This is a genomic window from Streptomyces sp. NPDC100445 (assembly GCF_044759735.1).
Classification (GTDB): domain Bacteria; phylum Actinomycetota; class Actinomycetes; order Streptomycetales; family Streptomycetaceae; genus Streptomyces.
The window spans coordinates 53,493-77,779 of record NZ_JBIVZV010000009.1 but is presented as its reverse complement, the minus strand read 5'-3'; the positions used below and the strand labels follow the sequence as shown (position 1 = coordinate 77,779).

At 71.8% G+C, this 24,287-nt stretch carries 20 protein-coding genes; 12 read left to right on the top strand and 8 right to left on the bottom strand.

Annotation, left to right across the window (positions count from 1 at the left end; genetic code table 11):
• Positions 1–220: 220 nt before the first annotated feature.
• From ACIQVT_RS21740 to ACIQVT_RS21700, 9 genes are all read left to right on the top strand, one after another.
• On the top strand, positions 221–1,156 hold the full coding sequence (locus ACIQVT_RS21740; protein ID WP_403756112.1) for a carbohydrate ABC transporter permease: 936 nt from the start codon (positions 221–223) through the stop codon (positions 1,154–1,156).
• 15 nt (positions 1,157–1,171) lie between these two features.
• A complete protein-coding gene (locus ACIQVT_RS21735) occupies positions 1,172–2,095 on the top strand; it encodes a carbohydrate ABC transporter permease (RefSeq protein ID WP_403756107.1) in 924 nt (307 codons plus the stop codon).
• Positions 2,096–2,280: 185 nt separating this feature from the next.
• A complete protein-coding gene (locus ACIQVT_RS21730; RefSeq protein WP_403756104.1) occupies positions 2,281–3,480 on the top strand; it encodes an ROK family transcriptional regulator in 1,200 nt (399 codons plus the stop codon).
• Between the two features lie 133 nt (positions 3,481–3,613).
• Positions 3,614–4,717: a substrate-binding domain-containing protein gene (locus tag ACIQVT_RS21725; RefSeq protein ID WP_403756812.1), complete on the top strand. Its 1,104-nt coding sequence runs from the start codon at positions 3,614–3,616 to the stop codon at positions 4,715–4,717.
• Between the two features lie 181 nt (positions 4,718–4,898).
• On the top strand, positions 4,899–5,687 hold the full coding sequence (locus ACIQVT_RS21720) for an ATP-binding cassette domain-containing protein (RefSeq protein WP_345051877.1): 789 nt from the start codon (positions 4,899–4,901) through the stop codon (positions 5,685–5,687).
• A complete protein-coding gene (locus ACIQVT_RS21715; protein ID WP_403756099.1) occupies positions 5,684–6,976 on the top strand; it encodes a sugar ABC transporter permease in 1,293 nt (430 codons plus the stop codon). Before ACIQVT_RS21720 ends, ACIQVT_RS21715 begins: the two co-directional genes overlap by 4 nt.
• Before the next feature lie 144 nt (positions 6,977–7,120).
• The gene (dxs, locus tag ACIQVT_RS21710; protein WP_403756096.1) at positions 7,121–9,049 is read left to right on the top strand and encodes a 1-deoxy-D-xylulose-5-phosphate synthase; all 1,929 of its coding nucleotides are present in this window, start codon (positions 7,121–7,123) and stop codon (positions 9,047–9,049) included.
• Positions 9,050–9,189: 140 nt separating this feature from the next.
• Positions 9,190–10,716 carry an amino acid permease gene (locus ACIQVT_RS21705; protein ID WP_403756093.1) on the top strand — a complete coding sequence of 509 codons (1,527 nt, stop codon included), beginning with the start codon at positions 9,190–9,192 and terminating at the stop codon, positions 10,714–10,716.
• Between the two features lie 71 nt (positions 10,717–10,787).
• A complete protein-coding gene (locus ACIQVT_RS21700) occupies positions 10,788–12,323 on the top strand; it encodes an ArnT family glycosyltransferase (RefSeq protein ID WP_403756090.1) in 1,536 nt (511 codons plus the stop codon).
• Here the strand turns inward: ACIQVT_RS21700 and ACIQVT_RS21695 are convergent.
• Positions 12,244–12,636: an NTP pyrophosphohydrolase gene (locus tag ACIQVT_RS21695; RefSeq protein ID WP_403756087.1), complete on the bottom strand. Its 393-nt coding sequence runs from the start codon at positions 12,634–12,636 to the stop codon at positions 12,244–12,246. The two genes, ACIQVT_RS21700 and ACIQVT_RS21695, sit on opposite strands and share 80 nt — an antisense overlap.
• Positions 12,637–12,708: 72 nt before the next feature.
• Here ACIQVT_RS21695 and ACIQVT_RS21690 point away from each other — a divergent pair, with 72 nt between their 5' ends.
• The gene (locus ACIQVT_RS21690; protein WP_403756084.1) at positions 12,709–13,725 is read left to right on the top strand and encodes a hypothetical protein; all 1,017 of its coding nucleotides are present in this window, start codon (positions 12,709–12,711) and stop codon (positions 13,723–13,725) included.
• A gap of 101 nt (positions 13,726–13,826) precedes the next feature.
• On the opposite strand, the gene ACIQVT_RS21685 is transcribed toward ACIQVT_RS21690, so the two are convergent.
• From ACIQVT_RS21685 to ACIQVT_RS21665, 5 genes are all read right to left on the bottom strand, one after another.
• A complete protein-coding gene (locus ACIQVT_RS21685; RefSeq protein WP_403756081.1) occupies positions 13,827–15,956 on the bottom strand; it encodes a 3-hydroxyacyl-CoA dehydrogenase NAD-binding domain-containing protein in 2,130 nt (709 codons plus the stop codon).
• Positions 15,953–17,170 (bottom strand): thiolase family protein, encoded by a 1,218-nt coding sequence (locus ACIQVT_RS21680; protein ID WP_403756078.1) that lies wholly within the window; start codon positions 17,168–17,170, stop codon positions 15,953–15,955. The genes ACIQVT_RS21685 and ACIQVT_RS21680 overlap by 4 nt, the downstream gene beginning before the upstream one ends.
• 247 nt (positions 17,171–17,417) lie before the next feature.
• Positions 17,418–18,707, bottom strand: a complete 1,290-nt coding sequence (locus ACIQVT_RS21675; RefSeq protein WP_403756075.1) for an HRDC domain-containing protein — start codon at positions 18,705–18,707, stop codon at positions 17,418–17,420.
• Between the two features lie 145 nt (positions 18,708–18,852).
• Positions 18,853–19,512 (bottom strand): response regulator transcription factor, encoded by a 660-nt coding sequence (locus ACIQVT_RS21670; protein WP_161290719.1) that lies wholly within the window; start codon positions 19,510–19,512, stop codon positions 18,853–18,855.
• A 283-nt stretch (positions 19,513–19,795) separates the two neighbouring features.
• Positions 19,796–20,476, bottom strand: coding sequence for a DUF3000 domain-containing protein (locus ACIQVT_RS21665; RefSeq protein WP_403756070.1), 681 nt, complete (start codon positions 20,474–20,476; stop codon positions 19,796–19,798).
• An 86-nt stretch (positions 20,477–20,562) separates the two neighbouring features.
• On the opposite strand from ACIQVT_RS21665, the gene hemE reads away from it, so the two are divergent.
• Positions 20,563–21,633, top strand: a complete 1,071-nt coding sequence (gene hemE, locus ACIQVT_RS21660; RefSeq protein ID WP_403756067.1) for a uroporphyrinogen decarboxylase — start codon at positions 20,563–20,565, stop codon at positions 21,631–21,633.
• Between the two features lies 1 nt (position 21,634).
• On the opposite strand, the gene ACIQVT_RS21655 is transcribed toward hemE, so the two are convergent.
• Positions 21,635–22,459 carry a rhomboid family intramembrane serine protease gene (locus ACIQVT_RS21655; RefSeq protein ID WP_403756064.1) on the bottom strand — a complete coding sequence of 275 codons (825 nt, stop codon included), beginning with the start codon at positions 22,457–22,459 and terminating at the stop codon, positions 21,635–21,637.
• A gap of 122 nt (positions 22,460–22,581) precedes the next feature.
• On the opposite strand from ACIQVT_RS21655, the gene ACIQVT_RS21650 reads away from it, so the two are divergent.
• Entirely contained in the window at positions 22,582–22,842 is a 261-nt protein-coding gene (locus ACIQVT_RS21650; RefSeq protein WP_403756809.1) for a hypothetical protein, read from the top strand.
• A 12-nt stretch (positions 22,843–22,854) separates the two neighbouring features.
• On the opposite strand, the gene ACIQVT_RS21645 is transcribed toward ACIQVT_RS21650, so the two are convergent.
• Complete coding sequence (locus ACIQVT_RS21645) at positions 22,855–24,267, bottom strand: FAD-dependent oxidoreductase (RefSeq protein ID WP_403756061.1); 1,413 nt, start codon at positions 24,265–24,267, stop codon at positions 22,855–22,857.
• Positions 24,268–24,287 lie beyond the last annotated feature (20 nt).

Genomic DNA, 24,287 nt, shown 5'->3' with positions numbered 1-24,287 from the left:
CGGAGGAGGGCGTCATGGCGGAACCATGGCAACCGACGACAACGCGGTGAGGCGCGGTGCCAGGGCCCGTGAGCCCGGCATGATCCGAACGAAAGACCTCAGGTCCGCCGGACCGCCCCCGGGACGCGGGGGGCGACCGCGGACGCCGGCCGTCGTGGCGGGCCGTGGTTCCCCGCGCTCCCCGGGGCGCCGGTACGGGCCGAGAATGTCAGGGGCAGGTATGCGCAAAGGGCAGTACCGGTTCGTCGCGGGGTTTCTCCTGGTCCCCGTGGCGCTTTATCTGATCTTCGTGATCTGGCCGTACATCCAGACCATCGGTTATTCGCTGACCGACTGGAAGGGCGAGTCGCAGACCTTCGGCTTCGTCGGTCTGGCCAATTACCGGGCGCTGTTCCAGGACGACATCTTCCTGGAGGCCGTCTGGCACAACATCCTCTTCCTGGTCTTCATCCCGGTGATCACGATCCTGCTCGCCCTGTTCTTCGCGTTCATGCTGAACGCGGGCGGACGCAGCCGGGCCGGCGGGGTGCGGGGAGTGGCCGGAGCGGCGTTCTACAAGATCCTCTACTTCTTCCCGCAGGTGCTGTCGCTGGCGATCCTCGCGGTGCTCTTCAACGCCGTGTACCGCAGCGACGGCGGCGGCCTGCTCAACGGCCTGCTGATCAAGACCGGTCTGGTCGACGCCGACAACCCCGTGGAATGGCTCAACGAGCCGAACATGGTGCTCTGGGCGCTGATGCTGGTCGTGGTCTGGCACGGCGTCGGCTTCTACCTGGTGCTGTTCTCCGCCGCGATGCAGTCCGTCCCGCGCGACATCTACGAGGCCGCCCTGATCGACGGGGCGAGCCGCGGCCAGTCCTTCTTCCGCATCACCCTGCCGCTGCTGTGGGACTCGGTGCAGACCGCCTGGGTCTACCTCGGCATCGTCGCCATGGACATGTTCGTCCTGGTCTCGGCCATGACCCAGAACATGGGCGCCTACGGCGGCGGTCCCGACCACCACAGCGACGTGATGTCGACGGTGATGATGCGCAACTTCCTGTACTACGGCAAGAGCGGCTACGCCTGTGCCATGGGCGTCGTCATGCTCCTGCTCACGCTGGTCCTGTCCGTGGTCACGTTGCGCGCCACCCGCCGTGAGCGCATCGAGTTCTGAGCGGGAGAGACGACGATGAGCACACCCGTCAAGGAAACCGCCCCCGCGCCGGCCGAGCGGCCCGTCGCCGGGGCCACCCCCCGCTCCGGCGGCCGGCGCGGCGAGGGCGTGGTCCTGAACGCCTTCTCCCACGGCTTCCTCGCCCTGTGGGCCCTGCTGATCGTGCTGCCGCTGGTGTGGCTGGTGCTCAGCTCCTTCAAGACCGACGCCCAGATCGGTGGCTCGGCCTTCGGCTGGCCCCGGCACTGGTCCCTGGACGTCTTCGCCCGGGCCTGGGACAAGGGCATCGGCGACTACTTCCTGAACACCCTGATCGTCCTGGTCTTCTCCGTGCCGCTGACCATGCTCCTCGGGTCGATGGCCGCGTACGTGCTGGCCCGGTACCCGTTCCCGGGCAACCGGCTGCTGTACTACTTCTTCGTCGCCGGCGCGATGTTCCCGGTGTTCCTGGCCCTGGTCCCGCTGTTCTTCATGGTCAAACGGCTGGACATGCTGAACACCTACCAGGGGCTGGTCCTGGTCTACATCGCCTACTCGATGCCGTTCACGGTCTTCTTCATGCACGCCTTCTTCCGGACCCTGCCCACCGCGGTCTTCGAGGCGGCGGTCCTGGACGGCGCCTCGCACACCCGGACGTTCTTCCAGGTGATGCTGCCCATGGCCAAGCCGGGACTGGTCAGCGTGGGGATCTTCAACACTCTGGGTCAGTGGAACCAGTTCATCCTGCCCACGGTCCTCATGCAGCCGCAGAGCGGTTCCGACCCCGAGCGGTACGTCCTCACCCAGGGCCTGATCCAGCTGAACCAGCAGCAGGGCTACGCCGCCGACCTGCCGGTTCTCTTCGCGGGTGTGACCATTGCCATGATCCCGATGCTGGTGGTGTACCTGTCCTTCCAGCGCCAGGTGCAGGCGGGGCTGACCTCGGCGACCCTGAAGTAACCGCGCCCCGCGACCGTCGGCCGCACGCCGTTCCCGGCCCCGGGAGCGGCGCGCGCCGGTGTGTCCGAACCCGTGGAAACGGTTCAACCTCTTGACGGGAGTCACCCCGAACGGCTCAGCTTAGAGTTCACTAGTTGGACATACACGGGGCCTCGCCGAAGCGGCCCCGCGCTCAGGAGGTCGTCGTGGAGACTCCAGGGTCGCAGTCATCACTGCACCGAGCCAACCTGGAGCGGGTCGTCCGGGCCGTGCGCCTGGCCGGGTCCCTCACGCAGGCGGAGATCGCGCGGACGACCGGCCTGTCGGCCGCGACCGTCTCCAACATCGTGCGGGAACTGAAGGACGGCGGGACCGTCGAGGTCACGCCCACGTCGGCGGGCGGGCGGCGGGCCCGCAGCGTGAGCCTCAGCGGCGACGCCGGCATAGTCATCGGTGTCGATTTCGGCCACACCCATCTGCGTGTCGCGGTCGGGAACCTCGCCCACCAGGTGCTGGCCGAGGAGGCCGAGCCGCTGGACGTGGACGCCTCCGCCGACCAGGGCTTCGACCGGGCCGAACAGCTGGTCAGCCGGCTGATCGCGGCGACCGGGGTGGACCGGTCCAAGGTGGCCGGCGTGGGGCTCGGCGTGCCCGGCCCGATCGACGTGGAGTCGGGGACGCTGGGGTCGACCGCGATCCTGCCCGGCTGGGGCGGCACCAAGCCCGCCGAGGAGCTGCGCGAACGGCTCGGCGTGCCCGTGCACGTGGACAACGACGCCAACCTCGGTGCCCTCGGCGAGCTGGTCTGGGGCAGCGGCAAGGGCGTGCGCGACCTGGCGTACATCAAGGTCGCGAGCGGTGTGGGCGCCGGCCTGGTGATCGACGGGAAGATCTACCGCGGCCCGGGCGGCACGGCGGGCGAGATCGGGCACATCACCCTCGACGAGTCCGGCCCGGTCTGCCGCTGTGGCAACCGCGGCTGCCTGGAGACCTTCGCGGCGGCCCGCTACGTGCTCCCGCTGCTCCAGCCGAGTCACGGCGGCGAGCTGACCATGGAGGGCGTCGTACGGCTGGCCAGGGAGGGCGATCCCGGCTGCCGCCGTGTGGTGGCCGACGTGGGCCGGCACATCGGCAGCGGAGTGGCCAATCTCTGCAACCTGCTCAATCCCAGCCGGGTGGTCCTCGGCGGCGATCTCGCCGAGGCCGGCGAGCTGGTCCTCGGGCCCATCAGGGAGTCCGTCGGTCGCTACGCCATCCCCAGCGCCGCACGTCAACTGTCCGTGCTTCCCGGGGCACTTGGCGGTCGCGCGGAGGTGCTGGGGGCGCTCGCCCTCGCGCTCAGCGAGATGGGTGATTCGACCCTTTTGGAGGGGGCGCTGCCGGTGGCGGCCCCTGCCTTCACTTAGAGAACGGATGGCACCGTTGCCATCTCGTTAAGGATTTACTTCTTGACGTCGCACGTGTGGCCGAGTTGACTTCCAGCCACCTCGGCCGCAACGACGCGGCCTCGTCAGGGAGGTTTCTCAAGTGAATGCACGTATGCGTCGTGCCGCCGTTGTCGTCGCCGCCGGCGCCATGGCCGTCTCGCTGGCCGCCTGTGGCAGTGCCAAGGAGTCCAAGGGCAACAGCGACCACACCGGCTCCGGTTCGAAGAAGGGCGACGACATCACGGTCGGCCTGCTCCTTCCGGAGAACCAGACCGCGCGGTACGAGAAGTTCGACAAGCCCATCATCGAGAAGCAGGTCAAGGACCTGACGAACGGCAAGGGCAAGGTCGTCTACGCGAACGCCAAGCAGGACGCCACCACGCAGAACCAGCAGGTCGACACGATGGTGACCAACAAGGTCGACGTGCTGATCGTGGACGCGGTGGACTCCAAGGCCATCGCCAGCTCGGTCAAGAAGGCCAAGGACTCCGGCATCCCGGTCATCGCCTACGACCGCCTGGCCGAGGGCCCGATCGACGCCTACACCTCCTTCGACAACGAAGAGGTCGGCCACACCCAGGGCAAGGCCCTCCTGAAGGCGCTGGGCGCCAAGGCCAAGCCCTCCTCCAAGATCGTCATGATGAACGGCGCGATCACCGACCCGAACGCGGCCTTCTTCAAGAAGGGCGCGCTGGCGGAGCTCAAGGGCAAGGTCGACATCGCCAAGTCGTACGACACCAAGGAGTGGAAGCCGGAGAACGCCAACGCCAACATGGAGGGCGCCATCTCCGCCCTCGGCAAGAAGAACATCGTGGGCGTCTACTCCGCCAACGACGGCATGGCCGGCGGTATCATCACCGCCCTCAAGGCCGCGGGCATCAGCGTCCCGGTGACCGGCCAGGACGCCGAGCTCGCCGGTGTGCAGCGCATCGTCACGGGTGACCAGTACATGAGCGTGTACAAGTCCTACCCGCAGGAGGCCGCCGTGGCCGCTAAGATGGCCGTCGCGCTCGGCAAGGGTGAGAAGCTCGACTCCGTCGCCACGAGCAAGGTCGACAGCCCGACCACGAAGCAGGTCCCCTCGGTCATCGTCCCGGTCGTCTCGCTGACCAAGGACAACATCAAGGAGACCGTCATCAAGGACGGCTTCTACACGATCAGCGACATCTGCACCGACAAGTACAAGTCGGCCTGCGACAAGATCGGTCTGAAGTAAGCAGCCCGCACGACTCTCGCCGCGCCCGCGTTCCCCGAGGATCCCCCGGCGGACGCGTGCGGTGACAAAGCCCCTCCGGCGCCCCGCATCCACCAGCCCCGCAAAGCTAGGGCGGGGCGCCGGACGGACCCCCCTTTCCACACTTCTGCACAACCTCCCGCCGGGTCAGGCGGCGAAGGAGATGGTTCACGTGTCCGCTACGCCCGTGCTGGCGTTGCGCGGGGTCTCCAAGCGGTTCGGTGCCGTCCAGGCGCTCACCGACGTCGAGCTTGAGGTCCACGCCGGTGAAGTGGTCGCCCTGGTGGGCGACAACGGCGCCGGAAAGTCCACGCTGGTCAAGACGATCGCCGGCGTGCATCCCATCGATGAGGGCGTCATCGAGTGGGACGGCAAGGCCGTCTCGATCAGCAAGCCGCACGACGCCCAGAACCTGGGCATCGCGACCGTCTACCAGGACCTCGCGCTGTGCGACAACATCGACGTCGTCGGCAACCTCTACCTGGGCCGGGAGCTGCGCAAGCGCGGCGTCCTGGACGAGGTGGAGATGGAGCGCCGCTCCCGTGAGCTGCTCACCACGCTGTCGATCCGCATCCCCAGCGTGCGCATCCCGATCGCCTCGCTCTCCGGCGGTCAGCGCCAGACCGTGGCCATCGCCCGCTCCATGCTCGGCGAGCCCAAGCTGGTCATCCTCGACGAGCCCACCGCGGCCCTCGGTGTCGAGCAGACCGCGCAGGTCCTCGACCTGGTCGAGCGGCTGCGCGAGCGCGGCCACGCCGTCATCCTCATCAGCCACAACATGGCCGATGTGAAGGCCGTGGCGGACAAGGTCGCCGTGCTGCGCCTGGGGCGCAACAACGGCGTGTTCGAGGTCAAGTCCACCTCGCAGGAAGAGATCATCTCCGCCATCACCGGTGCCACGGACAACGCCGTGACCCGACGTGCGGCGCGCAACGGGGAGGCTCAGAAGTGAGCATCGACAAGACCTCCGCCCCTGCCGGCTCCCACATCGTGGAGAACCCGGAGGCCGCCGCCGGCTCCGACGTGGCCGTCGACCCCCGGCTGCTCGTGCGCGAGCAGGGCTTCGCCGGCTACGTCGGCGAGTTCAAGCGCAAGATCCGCGCCGGTGACCTCGGCTCCATCCCGGTCGTCGTCGGCCTGATCGTCATCTGGGCGATCTTCGCGAGCCTGAACTCCAACTTCCTCACCGCGGGCAACCTGTCCGACATCTCCGTGGCCATGGTCGGCACCGGCATGATCGCCGTCGGTATCGTCTTCGTCCTGCTGCTCGGCGAGATCGACCTGTCGGTCGGTTCGGTCAGCGGTGTCGCGGGCGCCACCTTCGCCGTCCTCAACATCACGCACGGCATGGCCGAGTGGCTGGCGCTGATCCTCGCCATCCTGACCGGCGCGGTCGCGGGCGCGATCCACGGCTTCTTCTTCGCCCGGGTCGGTGTCCCGGCCTTCGCGGTCACCCTGGCGGGCCTGCTGTTCTGGAACGGCTTCATGCTCCAGATCCTCGGCAGCAACGGCACCATCAACCTGGACGACAGCGGCCTGGTCGCCAAGCTGAGCGGCTACTACTTCAGCGACGTGGCGGCCGCCTACGGCCTCGCCGTCGTCGCCGTCGTGGTGTTCTTCCTCACCGCGTTCTTCGACAACCGCCGCCGCGAGGCCGCGGGTGTGCCGTCCCGTCCGCTGAGCGAGATCGTCGTCCGCACGGTGCTCCTCGCCGTCGTGGCCTTCGCCGCCGCCGCCGTCTTCAACCAGTACAAGGGCCTGCCCCTGGCCGTGGTGCTGTTCCTGGCGGTCCTGGTGATCACGGACTTCGTGCTGCGCCGCACGGCGTACGGCCGCAAGATCTTCGCGCTCGGCGGCAGCATCGAGGCGTCCCGCCGGGCCGGTATCAACGTCGCGGCGGTCCGGATCTCGGTCTACGCGATCTCCGGCACCTTCGCCGCCATCGGCGGTCTGTTCATCGCCTCCAAGATCACCTCGGCCAACCAGGGCGCCGGCGGCGGTGACCTGCTGATGAACGCCATCGCGGCGGCCGTGATCGGCGGCACGTCCCTCTTCGGCGGCCGGGGCCGGACCTGGAACGCGCTCCTCGGCGTGCTGGTGATCGTCTCGATCCAGTACGGCCTCGCCCTCCAGGGCATCGCCTCGCCGGTCCAGTACATGATCACCGGCGGCGTCCTGCTGGCCACCGTCGTCATCGACGCGGTGACCCGCAAGACCCAGAAGTCGGCCGGACGGGCGTAACCGCACCCGCACGACCCGAGTGCCCGGCGCCCCGCGAGGTGCCGGGCACTCCGTGTCTTGCACCCGGACACCACCAGCGAAGCCGGAACATTAGACTCGTCAAGCCCGGCAAAGCTCGATCAGCTCTACTGCAAGGAGGCACGGGTGCCGCTGCTGACCCGTATCACGGGACCGCGCGATCTGGACCGGCTCAGCCTGGAGGAGCTGGACCAGCTGGCAGGGGAGATCCGGACCTTCCTCGTCGACGCGGTTTCCAAGACCGGCGGCCACCTCGGCCCGAACCTCGGTGTGGTGGAGCTGACCATCGCCCTGCACCGGGTCTTCGACTCGCCGAAGGACAAGGTGCTGTGGGACACCGGCCACCAGTCCTACGTGCACAAGCTGCTCACCGGCCGGCAGGACTTCTCCCGGCTGAAGATGAAGGGCGGCCTGTCGGGCTACCCCTCGCAGGCCGAGTCCGAGCACGACGTCATCGAGAACAGCCACGCCTCCACGGTCCTCGGCTGGGCCGACGGCATCGCCAAGGCCAACCAGCTGCGCGAGCGGGACAGCCGGGTCGTCGCCGTCATCGGTGACGGCGCGCTGACCGGCGGCATGGCCTGGGAGGCGCTGAACAACATCGCCGAGGCCAAGGACCGCCCGCTCGTCATCGTCGTCAACGACAACGAGCGCTCCTACGCCCCGACCATCGGCGGACTCGCCAACCACCTGGCGACGCTGCGCACGACCGAGGGCTACGAACGCTTCCTGGCCCGCACCAAGGACATCCTCGACCGCACCCCGGTCGTCGGACGGCCGCTGTACGAGACGCTGCACGGCGCCAAGAAGGGGCTGAAGGACTTCATCGCCCCGCAGGGCATGTTCGAGGACCTGGGCCTGAAGTACGTCGGCCCGATCGACGGGCACGACATCGAGGCGCTGGAGTCGGCGCTGGCCCGGGCCAAGCGGTTCGGCGGCCCGGTGATCGTGCACTGCCTGACCGAGAAGGGCCGCGGCTACCAGCCCGCACTCCAGGACGAGGCCGACCGCTTCCACGCCGTCGGCAAGATCCACCCCGACACCGGGCTGCCGATCGCCTCCTCCGGCGCCGACTGGACGTCCGTGTTCGGCGAGGAGATGGTGCGGCTCGGCGAGGAGCGCGACGACATCGTCGCGATCACCGCGGCCATGCTCCAGCCTGTCGGCCTGGACAAGTTCGCCAAGCGCTTCCCCGACCGGGTGTACGACGTCGGGATCGCCGAGCAGCACGGCGCCGTCTCCGCGGCGGGCCTCGCCCACGGCGGGCTGCACCCCGTCTTCGCGGTGTACGCCACCTTCCTCAACCGCGCCTTCGACCAGGTCCTCATGGACGTCGCCCTGCACCGCTGCGGGGTGACCTTCGTGCTCGACCGGGCCGGGGTCACGGGCACCGACGGCGCCTCCCACAACGGCATGTGGGACATGTCCCTCCTCCAGGTCGTGCCGGGGCTGCGGCTGGCCGCGCCGCGCGACGCCGACCAGGTCCGCGCCCAGCTCCGCGAGGCCGTCGCCGTGGCGGACGCGCCGACCGTGGTCCGCTTCTCCAAGGGCGCCGTCGGACCCGCGGTGCCGGCCGTGGGCCGGGTCGGCGGCATGGACGTGCTCCGCGAGCCCGGCACCGAACGCCCGGACGTGCTGCTGGTCTCCGTGGGCGCCCTGGCCCCGATGTGCCTGGAGGTCGCCGCCCTGCTGGACCGGCAGGGGATCTCCACCACCGTGGTCGACCCGCGCTGGGTCAAGCCCGTCGACGAGGCCATGGCCCCGCTGGCCGAGCGGCACCGGGTCGTCGTCACCGTCGAGGACAACAGCCGCGTCGGCGGTGTCGGCTCCGCGATCGCCCAGGCACTGCGCGACGCGGGCGTGGACGTGCCGCTGCGCGACTTCGGCATCCCGCCGCGCTTCCTCGACCACGCCTCGCGCGCCGAGGTGCTCGCCGAGATCGGGCTGACCGCGCCCGACATCGCCCGCCAGGTCACCGGGCTGGTCGCCAAGCTGGACGGCCGGTTCGACCGCCCGGCCGCCGCGGTGGACTCCGTGGAGCCCGCGCGCGACTAGAAGTACCCGCTCCCGCGAGCCGGCTCCGCCACGCCAGGTGGCGGAGCCGGCGTTTTTGCGTGAACCTGCCTGTGCCGGACTACACGTCCCCGGCCCTCTCGAATCATGTCGAGGACGACAAGCGCGTGGGAGGTAGGCCCGTGAGCAGCACCCTCTTCCGGACGAAGAAGGTCGAGCAGTCCATCCTCGACACCGAGGAGCCGGAGCACGCGCTCAAGAAGTCCCTGTCCGCGCTGGACCTGACGGTGTTCGGTGTCGGCGTCATCATCGGCACCGGCATCTTCGTCTACACCGGGTCCGTCGCCAAGACGACCGCCGGCCCCGCGATCTCCCTGTCGTTCGTGGCAGCGGGCGTGGCCTGCGCACTCGCCGCCCTCTGCTACGCGGAGTTCGCCTCCAGCGTGCCGGTGGCCGGGTCCGCGTACACCTTCTCGTACGCCTCGATCGGCGAGCTGCCCGCCTGGATCATCGGCTGGGACCTGGTCCTGGAGTTCGCGCTGGGCACGGCGGTGGTCGCCGTCGGCTGGTCGGGCTATTTCCGGTCGTTCCTCGACACCAACATCGGCTGGCACGTCCCGGCCGTGCTCGGCGGCCGGGACAACGCCCACGGCTTCGGGTTCGACATCTTCGCCGCCCTGCTGGTGCTGGCGCTCACAGCCGTGCTCGTCGTCGGCATGAAGCTGTCCGCGCGCGTCACCCAGGTGGTCGTGGCGGTCAAGGTGACCGTCGTGCTCATCGTGATCATCGCGGGCTCGTTCATCGTCAACACGGTCAACTACCACCCGTACATCCCGCCGGCGCAGCCCGCCCAGGCCGGCGGCAACCTCAAGGCCCCGTTGATCCAGCTGATGTTCGGCTGGGCACCGTCGAACTTCGGCGTGATGGGCATCTTCACCGGCGCCTCGATCGTCTTCTTCGCCTTCATCGGCTTCGACGTGGTGGCCACGGCCGCCGAGGAGACCCGCAACCCGCAGCGCGACATGCCCCGCGGCATCATCGGCTCCCTCGTCATCTGCACCCTGCTCTACGTGGCCGTGTCGATCGTCGTCACCGGCATGCAGAAGTACACGAAGCTGTCCGTGGAAGCCCCGCTCGCCGAGGCCTTCAAGGCCACGGGGCACCCCTGGTACGCGGGTGTGATCAGCTTCGGCGCCACCATCGGCCTCATCACCGTCTGCATGATCCTGCTGCTCGGCCAGACCCGGGTGTTCTTCGCGATGAGCCGGGACGGACTGCTGCCGCGGTTCTTCTCGCGCACCCACCCCCGCTTCCGCACCCCGTACCGGCCGACGATCCTGCTCGGCGTCATCATCGCGATCGTCGCGGGCTTCACCAGCCTGACCACCCTCGGCGAACTGGTGAACATCGGCACGCTGTTCGCGTTCATCGTCGTCGCGATCAGCGTCGTCATCCTCCGCCGGACCCGCCCCGACCTGCCCCGCGCGTTCCGCACCCCGTGGGTCCCGGTCATCCCCGTCCTGTCGGTGTGCGCCTCGCTGTGGCTGATGCTGAACCTGCCCGCCGAGACCTGGCTGCGCTTCGCCGTCTGGATGGTCATCGGCTTCGCCGTCTACTTCCTCTACGGCCGTTCGCACAGCCGCCTCGGCCAGCGGGAGCAGGAGGCGGCCGCCCGGACCGCCGGGCCGCCGAGCGGGGACACCGCCTGACCGCACGCGTCGTGGGCCGGTCCCGTATGTCCGCCACGGCACGGACCGCGGGGCCGGATAGCGTGCCGACCATGCTCGCCGCCCCGCTCGCCCCCGCACGGCCCGCGGCCCCCCGGACGGCGTACTGGCCTCGGCTGCTGCCCCTCCTCGCGGCCCTCGCCTGCGCCACCCGGATCCCCTCCTTCCTCCGGCCGGTGTGGAACCCCGACGAGGGGTACCTCGCCGTACAGGCCGGGCTGCTGCTCCAGGGCGGCCGGCTGTACGACACGGTGGTGGACCGCAAACCACCGCTGCTGCCCTGGCTGTACCAGGCGGCGTTCGCGCTCTGCGGACCGGACTCCCTCACCCCGCTGCGGGTCCTCGCCGTCCTCGCCCAGCTGCTCACCGCCGTCGCGCTGGCCTCCCTCGCCCGCCGCCGCTGGGGCGACCGGGCGGGCCGCACCGCCGGGGTGCTGTACCTGCTTATCTCCGTCGGCCTCAACCCCGAGGACGCGCAGGCCGCCACCTTCGAGGTGTTCATGCTGCCCGGCACGGCCGCCGCCCTGTGGTGCGCCGACCGGGAGCGCTGGGGCGCGGCCGGCACCGCCGTCGCCGCCGCGTTCCTCACCAAGCAGACCGGGGCAGCCGTCCTGCTGCCGGTGGTCTGGCTGCTGTACCACCGGGGCGGCACGCGCGCGGACGCGGCCCGGCTCGCGGCCGGCTGCGCCCTGCCGGCGCTTCTCGCGGCCCTGCTCACCGGCCCTGCCGACTTCCTGTTCTGGACGGTGACCGGCTCGGCCGCCTACGCCTCCTGGACCGGTTCCGCACTCCACGTGCTGGCCCGCGCGACCGCCAGCGCCGCGCTGCTGGCCGGGGCGTCGGCGGGCCTGCTCCCGCCCGTCGTACGGGCGCTGCGCACCGCCCGCTCCCCGGCGCCCGAGCTGTGGCTGTGGCTGGCCTCCTCGGCCGCCGCCGTCGCCGCCGGCTTCCACTTCTTCGGCCACTACTACCTCCAGCTCACCCCGCCGCTGGCCCTCCTGGCGACCGCCGCGCTCCAGCTCCCGCCCGGGGACCGGCACCGGACCGCCGTGCGCGTCTCCGCCTGCGCCTGCGCCCTCTTCGTCGCCTGGGGCCTGCTCGCCCCGCGCCCCGAACTCCGGCACGCCCAGCGGCTCGCCGCCGCCCTCGCCCAGCGCACCGGGCCCGCCGACCGGGTCCTCGTCTGGGGCATACACCCGGAGACGTACTGGCTGGCCGGCCGCACCCCCGCCACCCGCTACCTCACCGCGGGCCTGCTCACCAACTACAGCGGCGGCCGCGACGGCCCGCGTGTCGGCGAGGAGTACGCCGTCGCCGGCGCCTGGCCCGTCTTCCGCCGGGAACTGGCCGCACACGCCCCGGCCCTCGTCGTGGACGACTCCCGGGGCGGGCCGTACGCCCCCGACCGCGTCCCCAGCCTGCGCCGGCTGCTGGCCGCCGGGTACACGCGGGCCGGCCGGGTGGACGGGGCGGTGCTGTACACCCGGGTGGCGGCGGAGCGGGCGCGGCTCAGCCCAGCACGGTACGCGGACCCGCCACCTCGGCGCCCAGCGCCGTCACCCGGCGCCGCAGCTCACGGTCGGCGGTGATCACCAGGCGGGTCCGGCCGGCGCCCTCCTCGGCCAGCTCCACGATCCGGTCGTCGCCGCTGCCCGGCGCAGCCTCCACCCGCACGCCCGGCACCGGCGCCACCCCGCGGGCCGCGCCCTCCACCACGAGCACGATCTCCACCGGCTCCGTCCGCCCGGGCAGACCCCGCTCCGCCAGCCGGTCCCGCAGCCGCTCGGCCGCCCCCCGCCGGTCCCGCCACCAGCCGTCGGGACGCGAACCGACGACGTTCGCGCCGTCCACGATCACCAGCAGCGGGGCCGGGGCGAGCGGGGTGTCCAGGGGCTCGGTCATGCGGCCAGGGTGCCACGGCGGCGGGCGGGGGCCGGGCCCCGGGGCCGCCGCCGGGCGTCTTAGAGTGAACCGGTGAACGGCGACTGGCTCCTCCGCGGCCGAGACGGCCGGCTCAGCGTCTACCGGCTGTCGGGCGACGCCGTCCTGTGCCGGGCGGAGCGCGGCCCCGGCGGCCCTTGGTCCGCCCCCCGCCGGATCGGCGGCGACCAGCGGCTGCACCCCGTCCTCGCGGTCGGCCGGGGCGCCGACGGGTACGCCCATCTGGTCTCCTGGCGGCCCACCGCCAAGGGCGAGTCCGGGCTCGTGCACTCCACCCACTTCCGCCCGCACCTGGCCGCCCTGGACTGGAACCCGGTCGGCCACCCGCGCAAGAAGGGCGGGCGGACCGGCACCCCCGCGGTCGCCGTCGACGCCCAGGGCCGCGCCCACGTCCTGGTGCCGAACGGCGACGGCGGGGTGAGCCTGCTCGCGCAGAAGGAGAAGGGCGGCTGGGAGCCTTGGCGGGACCTGGAGGGCGCCGAGGTGATCGACCAACTCGCCGCGATCACCGGGGAGTCCGGCACGATCGAGCTGTACGCGGCCGTGCCGCAGGGCCTGTTGTACTGGCGCCAGGAGGAGCCGGGCGGCCGGCCCGTGCTCCGGGAGACCCTGCGGGCCCCGGTACGTCCGGGCACCCTGCGCGCCCTCGCCACCTCGCCCGACCGGACGACCGTCTTCTACACCGACACCTCCGGCGGACTGTGCGCCTGGCGCCCCGGCGACGAGCCGGCCACCCTGCTGCCGGCGGCGGGCCCCGGCCCGGTCGCGGCGGTGCGCTGCGCGCTGGACGGCTACGACTGCACCCTGCTGGCCCAGCGCTCGGCGGGCGGACGCGTCGCGTTCGCCGCGTACCCGACCGAGGTGGAGTCGGCCGGGGCCTGGTGGACCGAGTCGGGCCCGCAGCTCCCGGCGGACACGCTGGTGTGTCTCGCGGCCGACGAGGAGGACCGGGTGGTGGCGGCGCTCTTGTCCCCGTCGACCGGGCGGCTCCTGCTGACCCGGCGCAAGGACGAGCCGGGGCTCGCGCTGGAGGCGTGGCAGGAGATGTGAGCCCCGGCCGGCGGCCCACCAGCGGGGGGAACGGCGGCGGAAACGCCGGATGCCCGCACTCCGGCAGGAGCACGGGCACCCGGGGTGCGACCGGTGGGGTGTTACGCGGGCACGCTCGCCACGCCCGGCGCCAGGAACGGCTTGCCGTTCACGCGCTCCGAGACGCCCTCACGGTCCAGGTACGGCGTGATGCCGCCCAGGTGGAAGGGCCAGCCGGCGCCCGTGATCAGGCACAGGTCGATGTCCTGCGCCTCGGCGACGACGCCCTCGTCGAGCATGAGCCCGATCTCCTGCGCCACCGCGTCCAGCACCCGGGCCCGCACCTGCTCCTCGGTGAGGACGCTGTCGCCCTGCTTCAGCAGCGCGGCGACCTCGGGGTCCAGCTCCGGCTTGCCGCTGTCGTAGACGTAGAAGCCGCGCTTGCCGGCCTCGACGACCGCCTTCAGGTTCGGGGAGACGGTGAAGCGGTCCGGGAAGGCCCGGTTGAGGGTCTCCGAGACGTGCAGGCCGATGGCGGGGCCGACCAGCTCCAGCAGGACCAGCGGGGACATCGGCAGACCGAGCGGCTCGACGGCCTTCTCGGCGACCTCGACCGGGGTGCCCTCGTCGATGACGTTCTGGATCTCGCCCATGAAGCGGGTCAGGATGCGGTTCACCACGAACGCCGGGGCGTCCTTGACCAGCACCGCGGTCTTCTTCAGCTTCTTGGCCACCGCGAACGCGGTCGCCAGCGAGGCGTCGTCCGTCCGCTCGCCGCGGACGATCTCCAGCAGCGGCAGCACCGCGACCGGGTTGAAGAAGTGGAAGCCCACGACCCGCTCGGGGTTCTTGAGCTTCGACGCCATCTCCGACACGGACAGCGAGGAGGTGTTGGTGGCGAGGATCGCGTGCGCCGGGGCGACCGCCTCGACCTCCGCGAACACCTGCTGCTTGACGCCGATCTCCTCGAACACGGCCTCGATGACGAAGTCCGCGTCCGCGAAGCCCTCGGCCTTGTCCAGCACACCGGTGACCAGGGCCTTGAGGCGGTTGGCCTTGTCCTGGTTGACGCGGCCCTTGGCGAGCAGCTTGTCGATCTCGGCGTGGACGTAGCCGACGCCCTTGTCGATGCGCTCCTGGTCGATGTCGGTCAGGACGACCGGCACCTCCAGGCGGCGCAGGAACAGCAGGGCGAGCTGGCTGGCCATCAGACCGGCGCCGACGACACCGACCTTGGTGACCGGGCGGGCCAGGCTCTTGTCCGGGGCGCCGGCGGGACGCTTGCCGCGCTTCTGGACCAGGTTGAACGCGTAGATGCCGGAGCGCAGTTCGCCGCCCATGATCAGGTCGGCGAGGGCCTGGTCCTCGGCGTCGTACCCCTGCTGGAGGTCGCCGTTCTTCGCGGCGGCGATGATGTCCAGGGCGCGGTAGGCGGCCGGGGCCGCGCCGTGCACCTTGGAGTCGGCGACGGACCGGCCGCGGGCGACCGCCTGGTCCCAGCCCTCGCCGCGGTCGATCGCGGGGCGCTCGACGGTGATGTCGCCCTTGAGGACCTGGGCGGTCCACAGCAGCGACTGCTCCAGGAAGTCGGCGCCCTCGAACAGGGCGTCGGCGATGCCCAGTTCTGAGACCTGCGCGCCCTTGAGCTGCCTGTTCTGGTTGAGGGAGTTCTCGATGACGACCGAGACGGCCTTGTCGGCGCCGATCAGGTTGGGCAGCAGCGTGCAGCCGCCCCAGCCGGGGACCAGGCCGAGGAAGACCTCGGGCAGGGAGAACGCCGGGATCGCCTTGGAGACGGTCCGGTAGGAGCAGTGCAGGCCGACCTCGACGCCGCCGCCCATCGCCGCGCCGTTGTAGTAGGCGAACGTCGGGACGGCCAGCTTCGACAGGCGCTTGAAGACCTCGTGGCCGCCCTTGCCGATGGCGAGCGCGTGCTCGTGCTCCTTCAGCAGCTCGACGCCCTTGAGGTCGGCGCCGACCGCGAAGATGAACGGCTTGCCGGTGATGCCGGCGCCGACGATCTCGCCGTCGGCGGCCTCCTTCTCCACCTGGTCGATCGCGGTGTCGAGGTTGGCGAGCGAGGCGGGCCCGAAGGTGGTCGGCTTGGTGTGGTCCAGGCCGTTGTCCAGCGTGATCAGCGCGAAGCGGCCGGCGCCGAACGGCAGGTCGAAGTGGCGTACGTGCGCACTCGTGACGACCTCGTCGGGAAACAGCTCCGAAGCCTGCTTCAGAAGCTCGGTGGTGGTGCTCACTTGTCCCCCTCGAAGTGCGGGTTCTCCCAGACGACCGTCGCGCCCATGCCGAAGCCGACGCACATGGTGGTCAGGCCGTATCGGACGTGCGGCTGCTCCTCGAACTGGCGGGCCAGCTGCGTCATCAGACGGACGCCGGAGGAGGCCAGCGGGTGGCCGTAGGCGATGGCGCCGCCGTACTGGTTGACGCGCTCGTCGTCGTCCGCGATGCCGTAGTGGTCCAGGAAGGCCAGGACCTGGATGGCGAAGGCCTCGTTGATCTCGAACAGGCCGATGTCGGAGATGGACAGACCCGCCTGGGCGAGGGCCTTCTCCGTGGCCGGGATCGGGCCGTAGCCCATGACCTCCGGCTCGACGCCCGCGAAGGCGTAGGAGACGAGGCGCATGCGGACCGGCAGGCCGTTCTCGCGGGCGAAGTCCTCGCTCGCGATGATCGACGCGGTGGCGCCGTCGTTCAGGCCGGCCGCGTTGCCGGCGGTGACCCGGCCGTGCACCCGGAAGGGCGTCTTGAGGGTCGCCAGGTTCTCCAGCGTGGTGCCCGGGCGCATCGGCTCGTCGGCGGTGACCAGGCCCCAGCCGGTCTCGCCGCCCTGGGGGTCGGTGCGCCGCACGGAGATCGGCACCAGGTCCTGCTGGATCTTGCCGTTGGCGTACGCCTTGGCCGCCTTCTCCTGCGAGCGCACCGCGTACTCGTCGGTGCGCTGCTTGGTGATGTGCGGGTAGCGGTCGTGCAGGTTCTCCGCGGTCATGCCCATGAACAGGGCGGACTCGTCGACCAGCTTCTCGGAGACGAAGCGCGGGTTGGGGTCCACGCCCTCGCCCATCGGGTGGCGGCCCATGTGCTCCACGCCACCGGCGATGACGGCGTCGTAGGCGCCGAACGCGATCGAGCCTGCGGTGGTCGTCACGGCCGTCAGGGCGCCGGCGCACATCCGGTCGATGGAGTAGCCGGGGACGGACTGCGGCAGGCCCGCGAGGATGCCGGCGGTGCGGCCGAGGGTCAGGCCCTGGTCACCGATCTGCGTGGTCGCGGCGATGGCGACCTCGTCGATCTTCTTCGGGTCCAGCCCGGGGTTGCGGCGCAGCAGCTCCCGGATCGCCTTCACGACGAGGTCGTCGGCACGGGTCTCGTGGTAGATGCCCTTCGGGCCCGCCTTGCCGAACGGGGTGCGGACGCCGTCGACGAAGACGACATCCCTGACGGTACGAGGCACGATTGGCTCTCCTCCAGGGTGCGGGATGGCACTGCTGCGATGCGCTGAGCGCGCGCTCAGGACCCATGCTACTTATGAGTAACGTAGCTGCACAGTCCTGCCGCCCCAAGCGGTGAACGTCACACCGCCGGCCGGTACGGGAGTACGGGAGCAGCACGGAGCCCCGCGCGCCTCCCAGGATCTTGGCGCGATCTCGACGCTCGCGACGGCTGTCCGGGGGAACGGCGCGCGGCGGCACCCGGAAGGGTCAGGCGCCGCGCGCGGTCAGCGCGTCCACCAGCACCGGCGTCACCAGGCCGACCTGCCACGGACGCGCGCCGTACCCGGCGAGCGCGGCGGCCACGGAATCGGCGTCGACGGTCCCCGGCGGCTCCCAGCAGATCCGCCGTACCGTGTCCGGGGAGATCAGGTTCTCCTGCGGCATGGTCACCCGCTCGGCCAGCGCCGAGACCGCCGCCCGCGCCGCGGACAGCCGGGCCGCGGCGGCCGGGTCCTTGTCGGCCCACGCCCGGGGCGGCGGCGGGCCGGTGACCGGCTGGCCCGGCTGCGGCAGCGCGCTCTCGGGCAGCGCCTTGGCCCGGTCCACGGCCGCCTGCCACTGCTCCAGCTGCCGGCGGCCCGTCCGGTGCCCGAACCCGTTCAGCGCGGCGAGCGCGTGGACGCTGCCGGGCAGGGCGAGGGCGGCCTCCACGATGGCCGTGTCGCTCAGCACCTTGCCCGGTGACACGTCGCGCCGCTGGGCGATCCGGTCCCGGGTCTCCCACAGCTCCCGCACGACGGCCAGCTGCCGGCGCCGGCGCACCTTGTGCATCCCGGACGTACGGCGCCAGGGGTCCTTGCGGGGCTCGGCGGGCGGCGCGGCGGCGATCGCGTCGAACTCCTGGCGCGCCCACTCCAGCTTGCCCTGCCGGTCGAGCTCCTTCTCCAGCGCGTCCCGCAGGTCGACGAGGAGTTCCACGTCGAGCGCGGCGTACCGCAGCCAGGGCTCGGGCAGCGGCCGGGTCGACCAGTCGACGGCGGAGTGGCCCTTCTCCAGCACGTACCCGAGGACGCCCTCCACCATCGCGCCGAGCCCGACCCGGGGGAACCCGGCGAGCCGGCCGGCCAGCTCGGTGTCGAACAGGCGGGTCGGCACCATGCCTATCTCGCGCAGGCAGGGCAGGTCCTGGGTGGCCGCGTGCAGCACCCACTCGACATCCGACAGGGCCTCGCCGAGGCCGGACAGGTCCGGGCAGGCGACGGGGTCGATCAGCGCGGTGCCGGCGCCCTCGCGGCGCATCTGCACCAGGTAGGCGCGCTGGCCGTAGCGGTAGCCGGAGGCGCGCTCGGCGTCCACGGCGACCGGCCCGGTGCCGGCGGCGAAGGCGGCGGTCACCTCGGCGAGGGCGGCCTCGTCGGTGATCACGGGCGGGATGCCCTCGCGGGGTTCCAGCAGGGGGGTCGGCGCCTCCGTCACAGAAGATCCGGCGTCGTCGGGAGGCGTGCCTCCGGTGATGCGCAGGGCGTCGTCTGCTGCGGTGTCTTGGGCGTCGGTCACCTGTCAAGGGTATCCGTGTGTGGACGGCGCCCGTCGACGGAACGTTCCGCCGATGGGCGCCGGAGGGGCGTAAACCAGTCATCCCGGGGCGGCACGGGGTTCGCCCGGGTGGACGGTGATTCCGCCGGAAGGGGTATCCGGAGGGTCAGTGGATGATCCCGGTGCGCAGGGCGACGGCCACCATGCCGGCCCGGTCACCGGTGCCCAGCTTGCGGGCGATGCGGGCGAGGTGGCTCTTGACGGTCAGGGCGGACAGGCCCATGGAGACGCCGATGGCCTTGTTCGACTGGCCCTCCGCGACCAGCCGCAGCACCTCGACCTCGCGGCCGGACAGCTCCCGGTAGCCGCCCGGGTGGCTCGGGGCACCCGGGGGGCGGCGGTGCATCCGGGCGGCGGCACCGAGGGGAGCGGCGCCGGGCCGGGAGGGCAGTCCGATGTTGGTGCGGGTGCCGGTGACGACGTAGCCCTTGACGCCGCCCGCCAGCGCGTTGCGGACGGCGCCGATGTCGTCGGCGGCGGAGAGGGCGAGTCCGTTGGGCCAGCCCGCGGCGCGGGTCTCGGACAGCAGGGTGAGGCCGGAGCCGTCGGGGAGGTGGACGTCGGCGACGCAGATGTCGCGGGGGTTGCCGATGCGGGGACGAGCCTCCGCGATGGACGAGGCCTCGATGACGTCGCGCACCCCGAGCGCCCACAGGTGGCGGGTGACGGTGGAGCGGACGCGGGGGTCGGCCACGACCACCATGGCGGTCGGCTTGTTCGGGCGGTAGGCGACCAGGCTTGCGGGTTGCTCGAGGAGAACGGACACCAGGCCTCCTGGGTGGGGGGACGGGGCCGGCTTGTGGGGAGGAAGCCGGGGACGAACCGTGCTTTCAAGGTCACAGTCGTCTTCGGCAGCAAACTCGTCCGCCTTTAGAGAATGATCACGATCTAGTGAGTAACAATCCGTGCAATTCGGACACGCGATCGATCATCCGAAGATCGAGTCGGTTCGTCCGAGTGCGATTCGAGTACAGAAAGTGGTCGTATCGACAAAGACATGGTCAATCGGCCGCCCACAAGGGTGAAGTGGTCCGGACGGTGGTGTCACGTCACCGGGACTGCGGCCCCCGGCGCTGCGGCAGCGTCACCACGGAGGCGTCGCCCGGACCGGCCGGCGGCAGGCCGGCGACCTGCGCCAGCAGGTCGCACCAGGCCGCCAGGTGGGCCGCGGTGTCCGGCACCCCGCCCAGACCCTCGCGGGGCGTCCACGACGCCCGGATCTCGATCTGCGAGGCGGCCGGCCGCTCGGCCAGCCCGCCGAAGTAGTGCGAACCGGCGCGCGTGATCGTGCCGCTCGGCTCGCCGTACCCGAGCCCGCGCGCCTGGAGCGCCCCCGTCAGCCAGGACCAGCACACCTCGGGCAGCAGCGGATCGGCCGCCATCTCCGGCTCCAGCTCCGCGCGCACCAGGGTCACCAGCCGGAAGGTGCCCTGCCAGGCGTCGTGCCCGGCCGGGTCGTGCAGCAGCACCAGCCGCCCGTCGGCCAGCTCCTGCTCGCCGTCGGCCACCACCGCCTCCAGCGCGTACGCGTGCGGGGCGAGCCGCTGCGGGGCGGGCGTCGGCTCCACCTCGACCTGCGGCCGCACCCGCGCGGTGCGCAGCGCCTCGACCGCGGACCGGAACGCGGCGGGCAGCCCGCTGTCCGCCCGCCCCTGCGCGGTGTCCTCCGCGTCGTCCATTCCGTCAGCGCCGTCAGCGCCGTCCGACAGTCGTCCCTGAGCCGCAGCCATGCGGGGAAGAGTAAGGGGAAGCGGGGCCCCGTGCGGGGCAAGACACCCCGCGCCGCCGGTCACCGATGTCGTGCGAGACTTGCCCCGTGACCGCCAACGACATCCCCACCACGGGCCGGCAGCCCGCAGCGACGTACGACAGCGCCTTCCTCCGGGCGTGCAGGCGCGAGCCCGTGCCGCACACCCCCGTGTGGTTCATGCGCCAGGCCGGCCGCTCCCTGCCCGAGTACCGCAAGGTGCGTGAGGGTGTGCCCATGCTGGAGTCCTGCATGCGGCCCGAACTGGTCACCGAGATCACCCTCCAGCCGGTGCGCCGGCACGACGTCGACGCGGCGATCTACTTCAGCGACATCGTCGTCCCGCTGAAGGCCATCGGCATCGACCTCGACATCAAGCCCGGCGTCGGCCCGGTCGTCGAGAAGCCCGTGCGCAGTCGCGCCGACCTCGCCCGGCTGCGGGACCTCACCCCCGAGGACGTCCCGTACGTCACCGAGGCCATCGGCCTGCTCACCGGCGAGCTGGGCGCCACCCCGCTGATCGGTTTCGCCGGCGCGCCGTTCACCCTGGCGAGCTACCTGGTCGAGGGCGGCCCGTCGCGGACGTACGAGAACGCCAAGGCGATGATGTACGGCGACCCCGAACTGTGGGCCGACCTGCTCGACCGCCTCGCCGAGATCACGGCCGCCTTCCTGAAGGTCCAGATCGAGGCCGGCGCGAGCGCCGTCCAGCTCTTCGACTCCTGGGCCGGCGCCCTGGCCCCCGCCGACTACCGCGCGTCGGTCATGCCGGCCTCCGCGAAGGTCTTCGACGCGGTCGCCGGGTACGGCGTCCCGCGCATCCACTTCGGCGTCGGCACCGGTGAGCTGCTGCGCCTGATGGGGGAGGCCGGCGCGGACGTCGTCGGCGTCGACTGGCGGGTCCCGCTGGACGAGGCCGCGCGCCGGGTCGGGCCCGGCAGGGCGCTCCAGGGCAACCTCGACCCGACGGTGCTGTTCACCGACAAGGACACCGTCGAGGCCAAGGCCCGCGAGGTGCTCGACGCCGCCGCGGGCCTGGAGGGGCACGTCTTCAACCTCGGCCACGGCGTCCCGCCGAACACCGACCCGGACGCCCTCACCCGGCTCGTGGAGTACGTGCACACCGCGACCGGGCGCTGACTCACCAGGAGTAGTGGGGCCGTGCCCGCCTGCCGAAGAGCAGGCCGGGCGGCTCCGGCGGGGGCGGTGTGCCGGGCTTCAGCGGCCAGGCGAGGAGCATGCCCGCCACGAAGCCGACCACGTGCGCCGCGTACGCCACCGTGCCGGCCCCGGACACGCCGTGCCCGGAGGAGTACACCGCCTGGAGCGCGAACCAGAAGCCCAGCACCAGCCAGGCGGGCAGCCGCAGCGGCAGGAAGACCAGGAACGGCACCAGCACCCACACCCTGGCCCTCGGGTACAGCACCAGATAGGCGCCCAGCACCCCGGCGATCGCGCCCGACGCGCCGATCAGCGGGGCACCGGAGCCGGCGTTGACCAGGGCGAAGCCGTAGCCGGCCGCGTAGCCGCAGACGACGTAGAAGAGGAGATAGCGGATGTGGCCCATCCGGTCCTCGACGTTGTTGCCGAAGATCAGCAGGAAGAGCATGTTGCCGAGCAGGTGCAGCCAGCCGCCGTGCAGGAACATCGCCGTGAACACCGACAGCGCGGGCGACTTGTCGTAACCGGGCGGCGCCACGACACAGCCGGGGCCGTGCGCGCCCACCGCGACGCCGCCGGTGGGCACGAGCCGGGGCAGCTGATGGTGGATCAGTTCGCGGGGGACGGCTGCGTAGTGGTCCATGAAGGCCTGGAGGTGGCACAGCTGGGCCAGATCACCGCCGCCCGCCACGGCACCGGCGATGCCGGGCGTGTTCAGGAACACCAGCACGTCGGCGGCGATGAGCGCGTACGTCACCCAGGGGGTGCGGCGCACCGGATTCACGTCATGGACGGGTATGACCACACAGGAGTAGTGCCCGCGATGAGGTGGGTGAATCGGTGAACACCGCCGGGCGCCCGTCCGTATCCCCTCGCAACCGACGTGAGGATCAGGCGATGAGTGCGAACGCTCCGCAGGTACCGGCGATGCATGCCCTGCCCGACGGCGAGGCCGAACTGTCCTTGGTGCTCCGGCTCCCCTGGGAGGACGTGGCGCGGCTCGGCCAGGAGGCCGGGCGCCTCGCCTCGCAGATGCAGCGGCCGGTCACGCTGGACGAGGCGGTGAGCTACCGGCTGCGGTCCACCCGGCCTCCGGCGTCCCACGCCAAGCCCGCCGGCGAGCAGCCCACGGCCGTGACCTCGGCCGCGGCCGTGACCTCCCTGCCCCGCATCAGCGGAACCGCCTGAGCGGGGGCGTCCTCAGGCCGTCGCCCGCACCTTCGCCGTCGCCTTTCTCGCCGCCACCAGGACGGGGTCCCACACCGGCGAGAACGGCGGGGCGTAGCCCAGGTCCAGGGCCGTCATCTGCTCCACCGTCATCCGCGCGGTCAGCGCCACCGCCGCGACGTCGACCCGCTTGGCGGCGCCCTCCCGGCCGACGATCTGCACCCCCAGCAACCGGCCCGTGCGGTGTTCGGCGATCATCTTGACCGTCATGGGGGCGGCGCCGGGGTAGTAGCCGGCACGGCTGGTCGACTCGATGGTGACCGCCTCGAACCGCAGGCCCACCCGGCGCGCGTCCTTCTCCCGCAGCCCGGTGCGGGCGATCTCCAGGTCGCAGACCTTGCTGACCGCCGTGCCGACCACACCCGGGAAGGTGGCGTAGCCGCCGCCCGCGTTGGTGCCGATGACCTGGCCGTGCTTGTTGGCGTGCGTGCCCAGCGGGACGTACTGCTCCTGCCCGGAGACCAGGTTCAGCACCTCCACGCAGTCACCGCCCGCCCAGATGCCGTCATGGCCGCGCACCCGCATCGCGAGGTCGGTGAGCAGGCCGCCGTGCGCGCCGAGCGGAAGACCGGCGGCCCGGGCGAGGCCGGTCTCCGGGCGGACGCCGATACCGAGGACCACCAGGTCCGCGGGGTACTCGGCGTCCCGCGTGGCCACCGCCCGGACCCGGCCGTCGCCGCCGGTGAGCACCCCGGTGACCTCCGTGTCGTTCACCATGGTGATGCCCAGGCCCTCCATGGCCCGGTGCACCAGCCGGCCCATGTCCGGATCGAGCGTCGACATGGGCTCCTTGCCGCGGTTGACGACCGTCACCTCGAAGCCCCGGTTGATCAGCGCCTCGGCCATCTCCACGCCGATGTAGCCGGCGCCCACGACGACCGCGCGGCGGCCGCGCACGCCGGCCAGCGTGTCCAGCAGGGCCTGGCCGTCGTCCAGGGTCTGCACGCCGTGCACGCCGGGGGCGTCCGCTCCCGGCAGGTCCGGGCGGACCGGGCGGGCCCCGGTGGCGATCACCAGCTTGTCGTACGGCGTCCAGGACTCGGCGCCGGAATCGACGTCCCGCGCGCGGACCCGCTGCCCGGCCACGTCGATCTCCGTGACCTCGGTGCGCAGCCGCAGGTCGATGCCGCGGGCCCGGTGCTCCTCGGGCGTGCGGGCGACGAGCCGGTCCCGCTCGGCGACCTCGCCGCCCACCCAGTACGGGATGCCGCACGCCGAGTAGGAGGTGAAGTGGCCGCGCTCGAAGGCCACGACGTCCAGCTCCTCCGGGCCCCGCAGCCGGCGGGCCTGTGACGCCGCGGACATGCCCGCGGCGTCACCGCCGATCACGACCAGCCGTTCCCTGCCTCCGGCACCGCTGCCGCCGCGCGCCTCGCTCATGCTCATGGGGAACACGCTACGGGGCA

What these genes read in the sequence shown, in the direction of transcription:
- ACIQVT_RS21645 (WP_403756061.1), bottom strand. Translation starts at nt 24,267, where the DNA reads ATGAGCATGAGCGAGGCGCGCGGCGGCAGCGGTGCCGGAGGCAGGGAA.
- ACIQVT_RS21700 (WP_403756090.1), top strand. Translation starts at nt 10,788, where the DNA reads ATGCTCGCCGCCCCGCTCGCCCCCGCACGGCCCGCGGCCCCCCGGACG.
- ACIQVT_RS21735 (WP_403756107.1), top strand. Translation starts at nt 1,172, where the DNA reads ATGAGCACACCCGTCAAGGAAACCGCCCCCGCGCCGGCCGAGCGGCCC.
- ACIQVT_RS21665 (WP_403756070.1), bottom strand. Translation starts at nt 20,476, where the DNA reads ATGGCTGCGGCTCAGGGACGACTGTCGGACGGCGCTGACGGCGCTGAC.
- ACIQVT_RS21720 (WP_345051877.1), top strand. Translation starts at nt 4,899, where the DNA reads ATGGTTCACGTGTCCGCTACGCCCGTGCTGGCGTTGCGCGGGGTCTCC.
- ACIQVT_RS21650 (WP_403756809.1), top strand. Translation starts at nt 22,582, where the DNA reads ATGCATGCCCTGCCCGACGGCGAGGCCGAACTGTCCTTGGTGCTCCGG.
- ACIQVT_RS21725 (WP_403756812.1), top strand. Translation starts at nt 3,614, where the DNA reads ATGCGTCGTGCCGCCGTTGTCGTCGCCGCCGGCGCCATGGCCGTCTCG.
- ACIQVT_RS21695 (WP_403756087.1), bottom strand. Translation starts at nt 12,636, where the DNA reads ATGACCGAGCCCCTGGACACCCCGCTCGCCCCGGCCCCGCTGCTGGTG.
- ACIQVT_RS21740 (WP_403756112.1), top strand. Translation starts at nt 221, where the DNA reads ATGCGCAAAGGGCAGTACCGGTTCGTCGCGGGGTTTCTCCTGGTCCCC.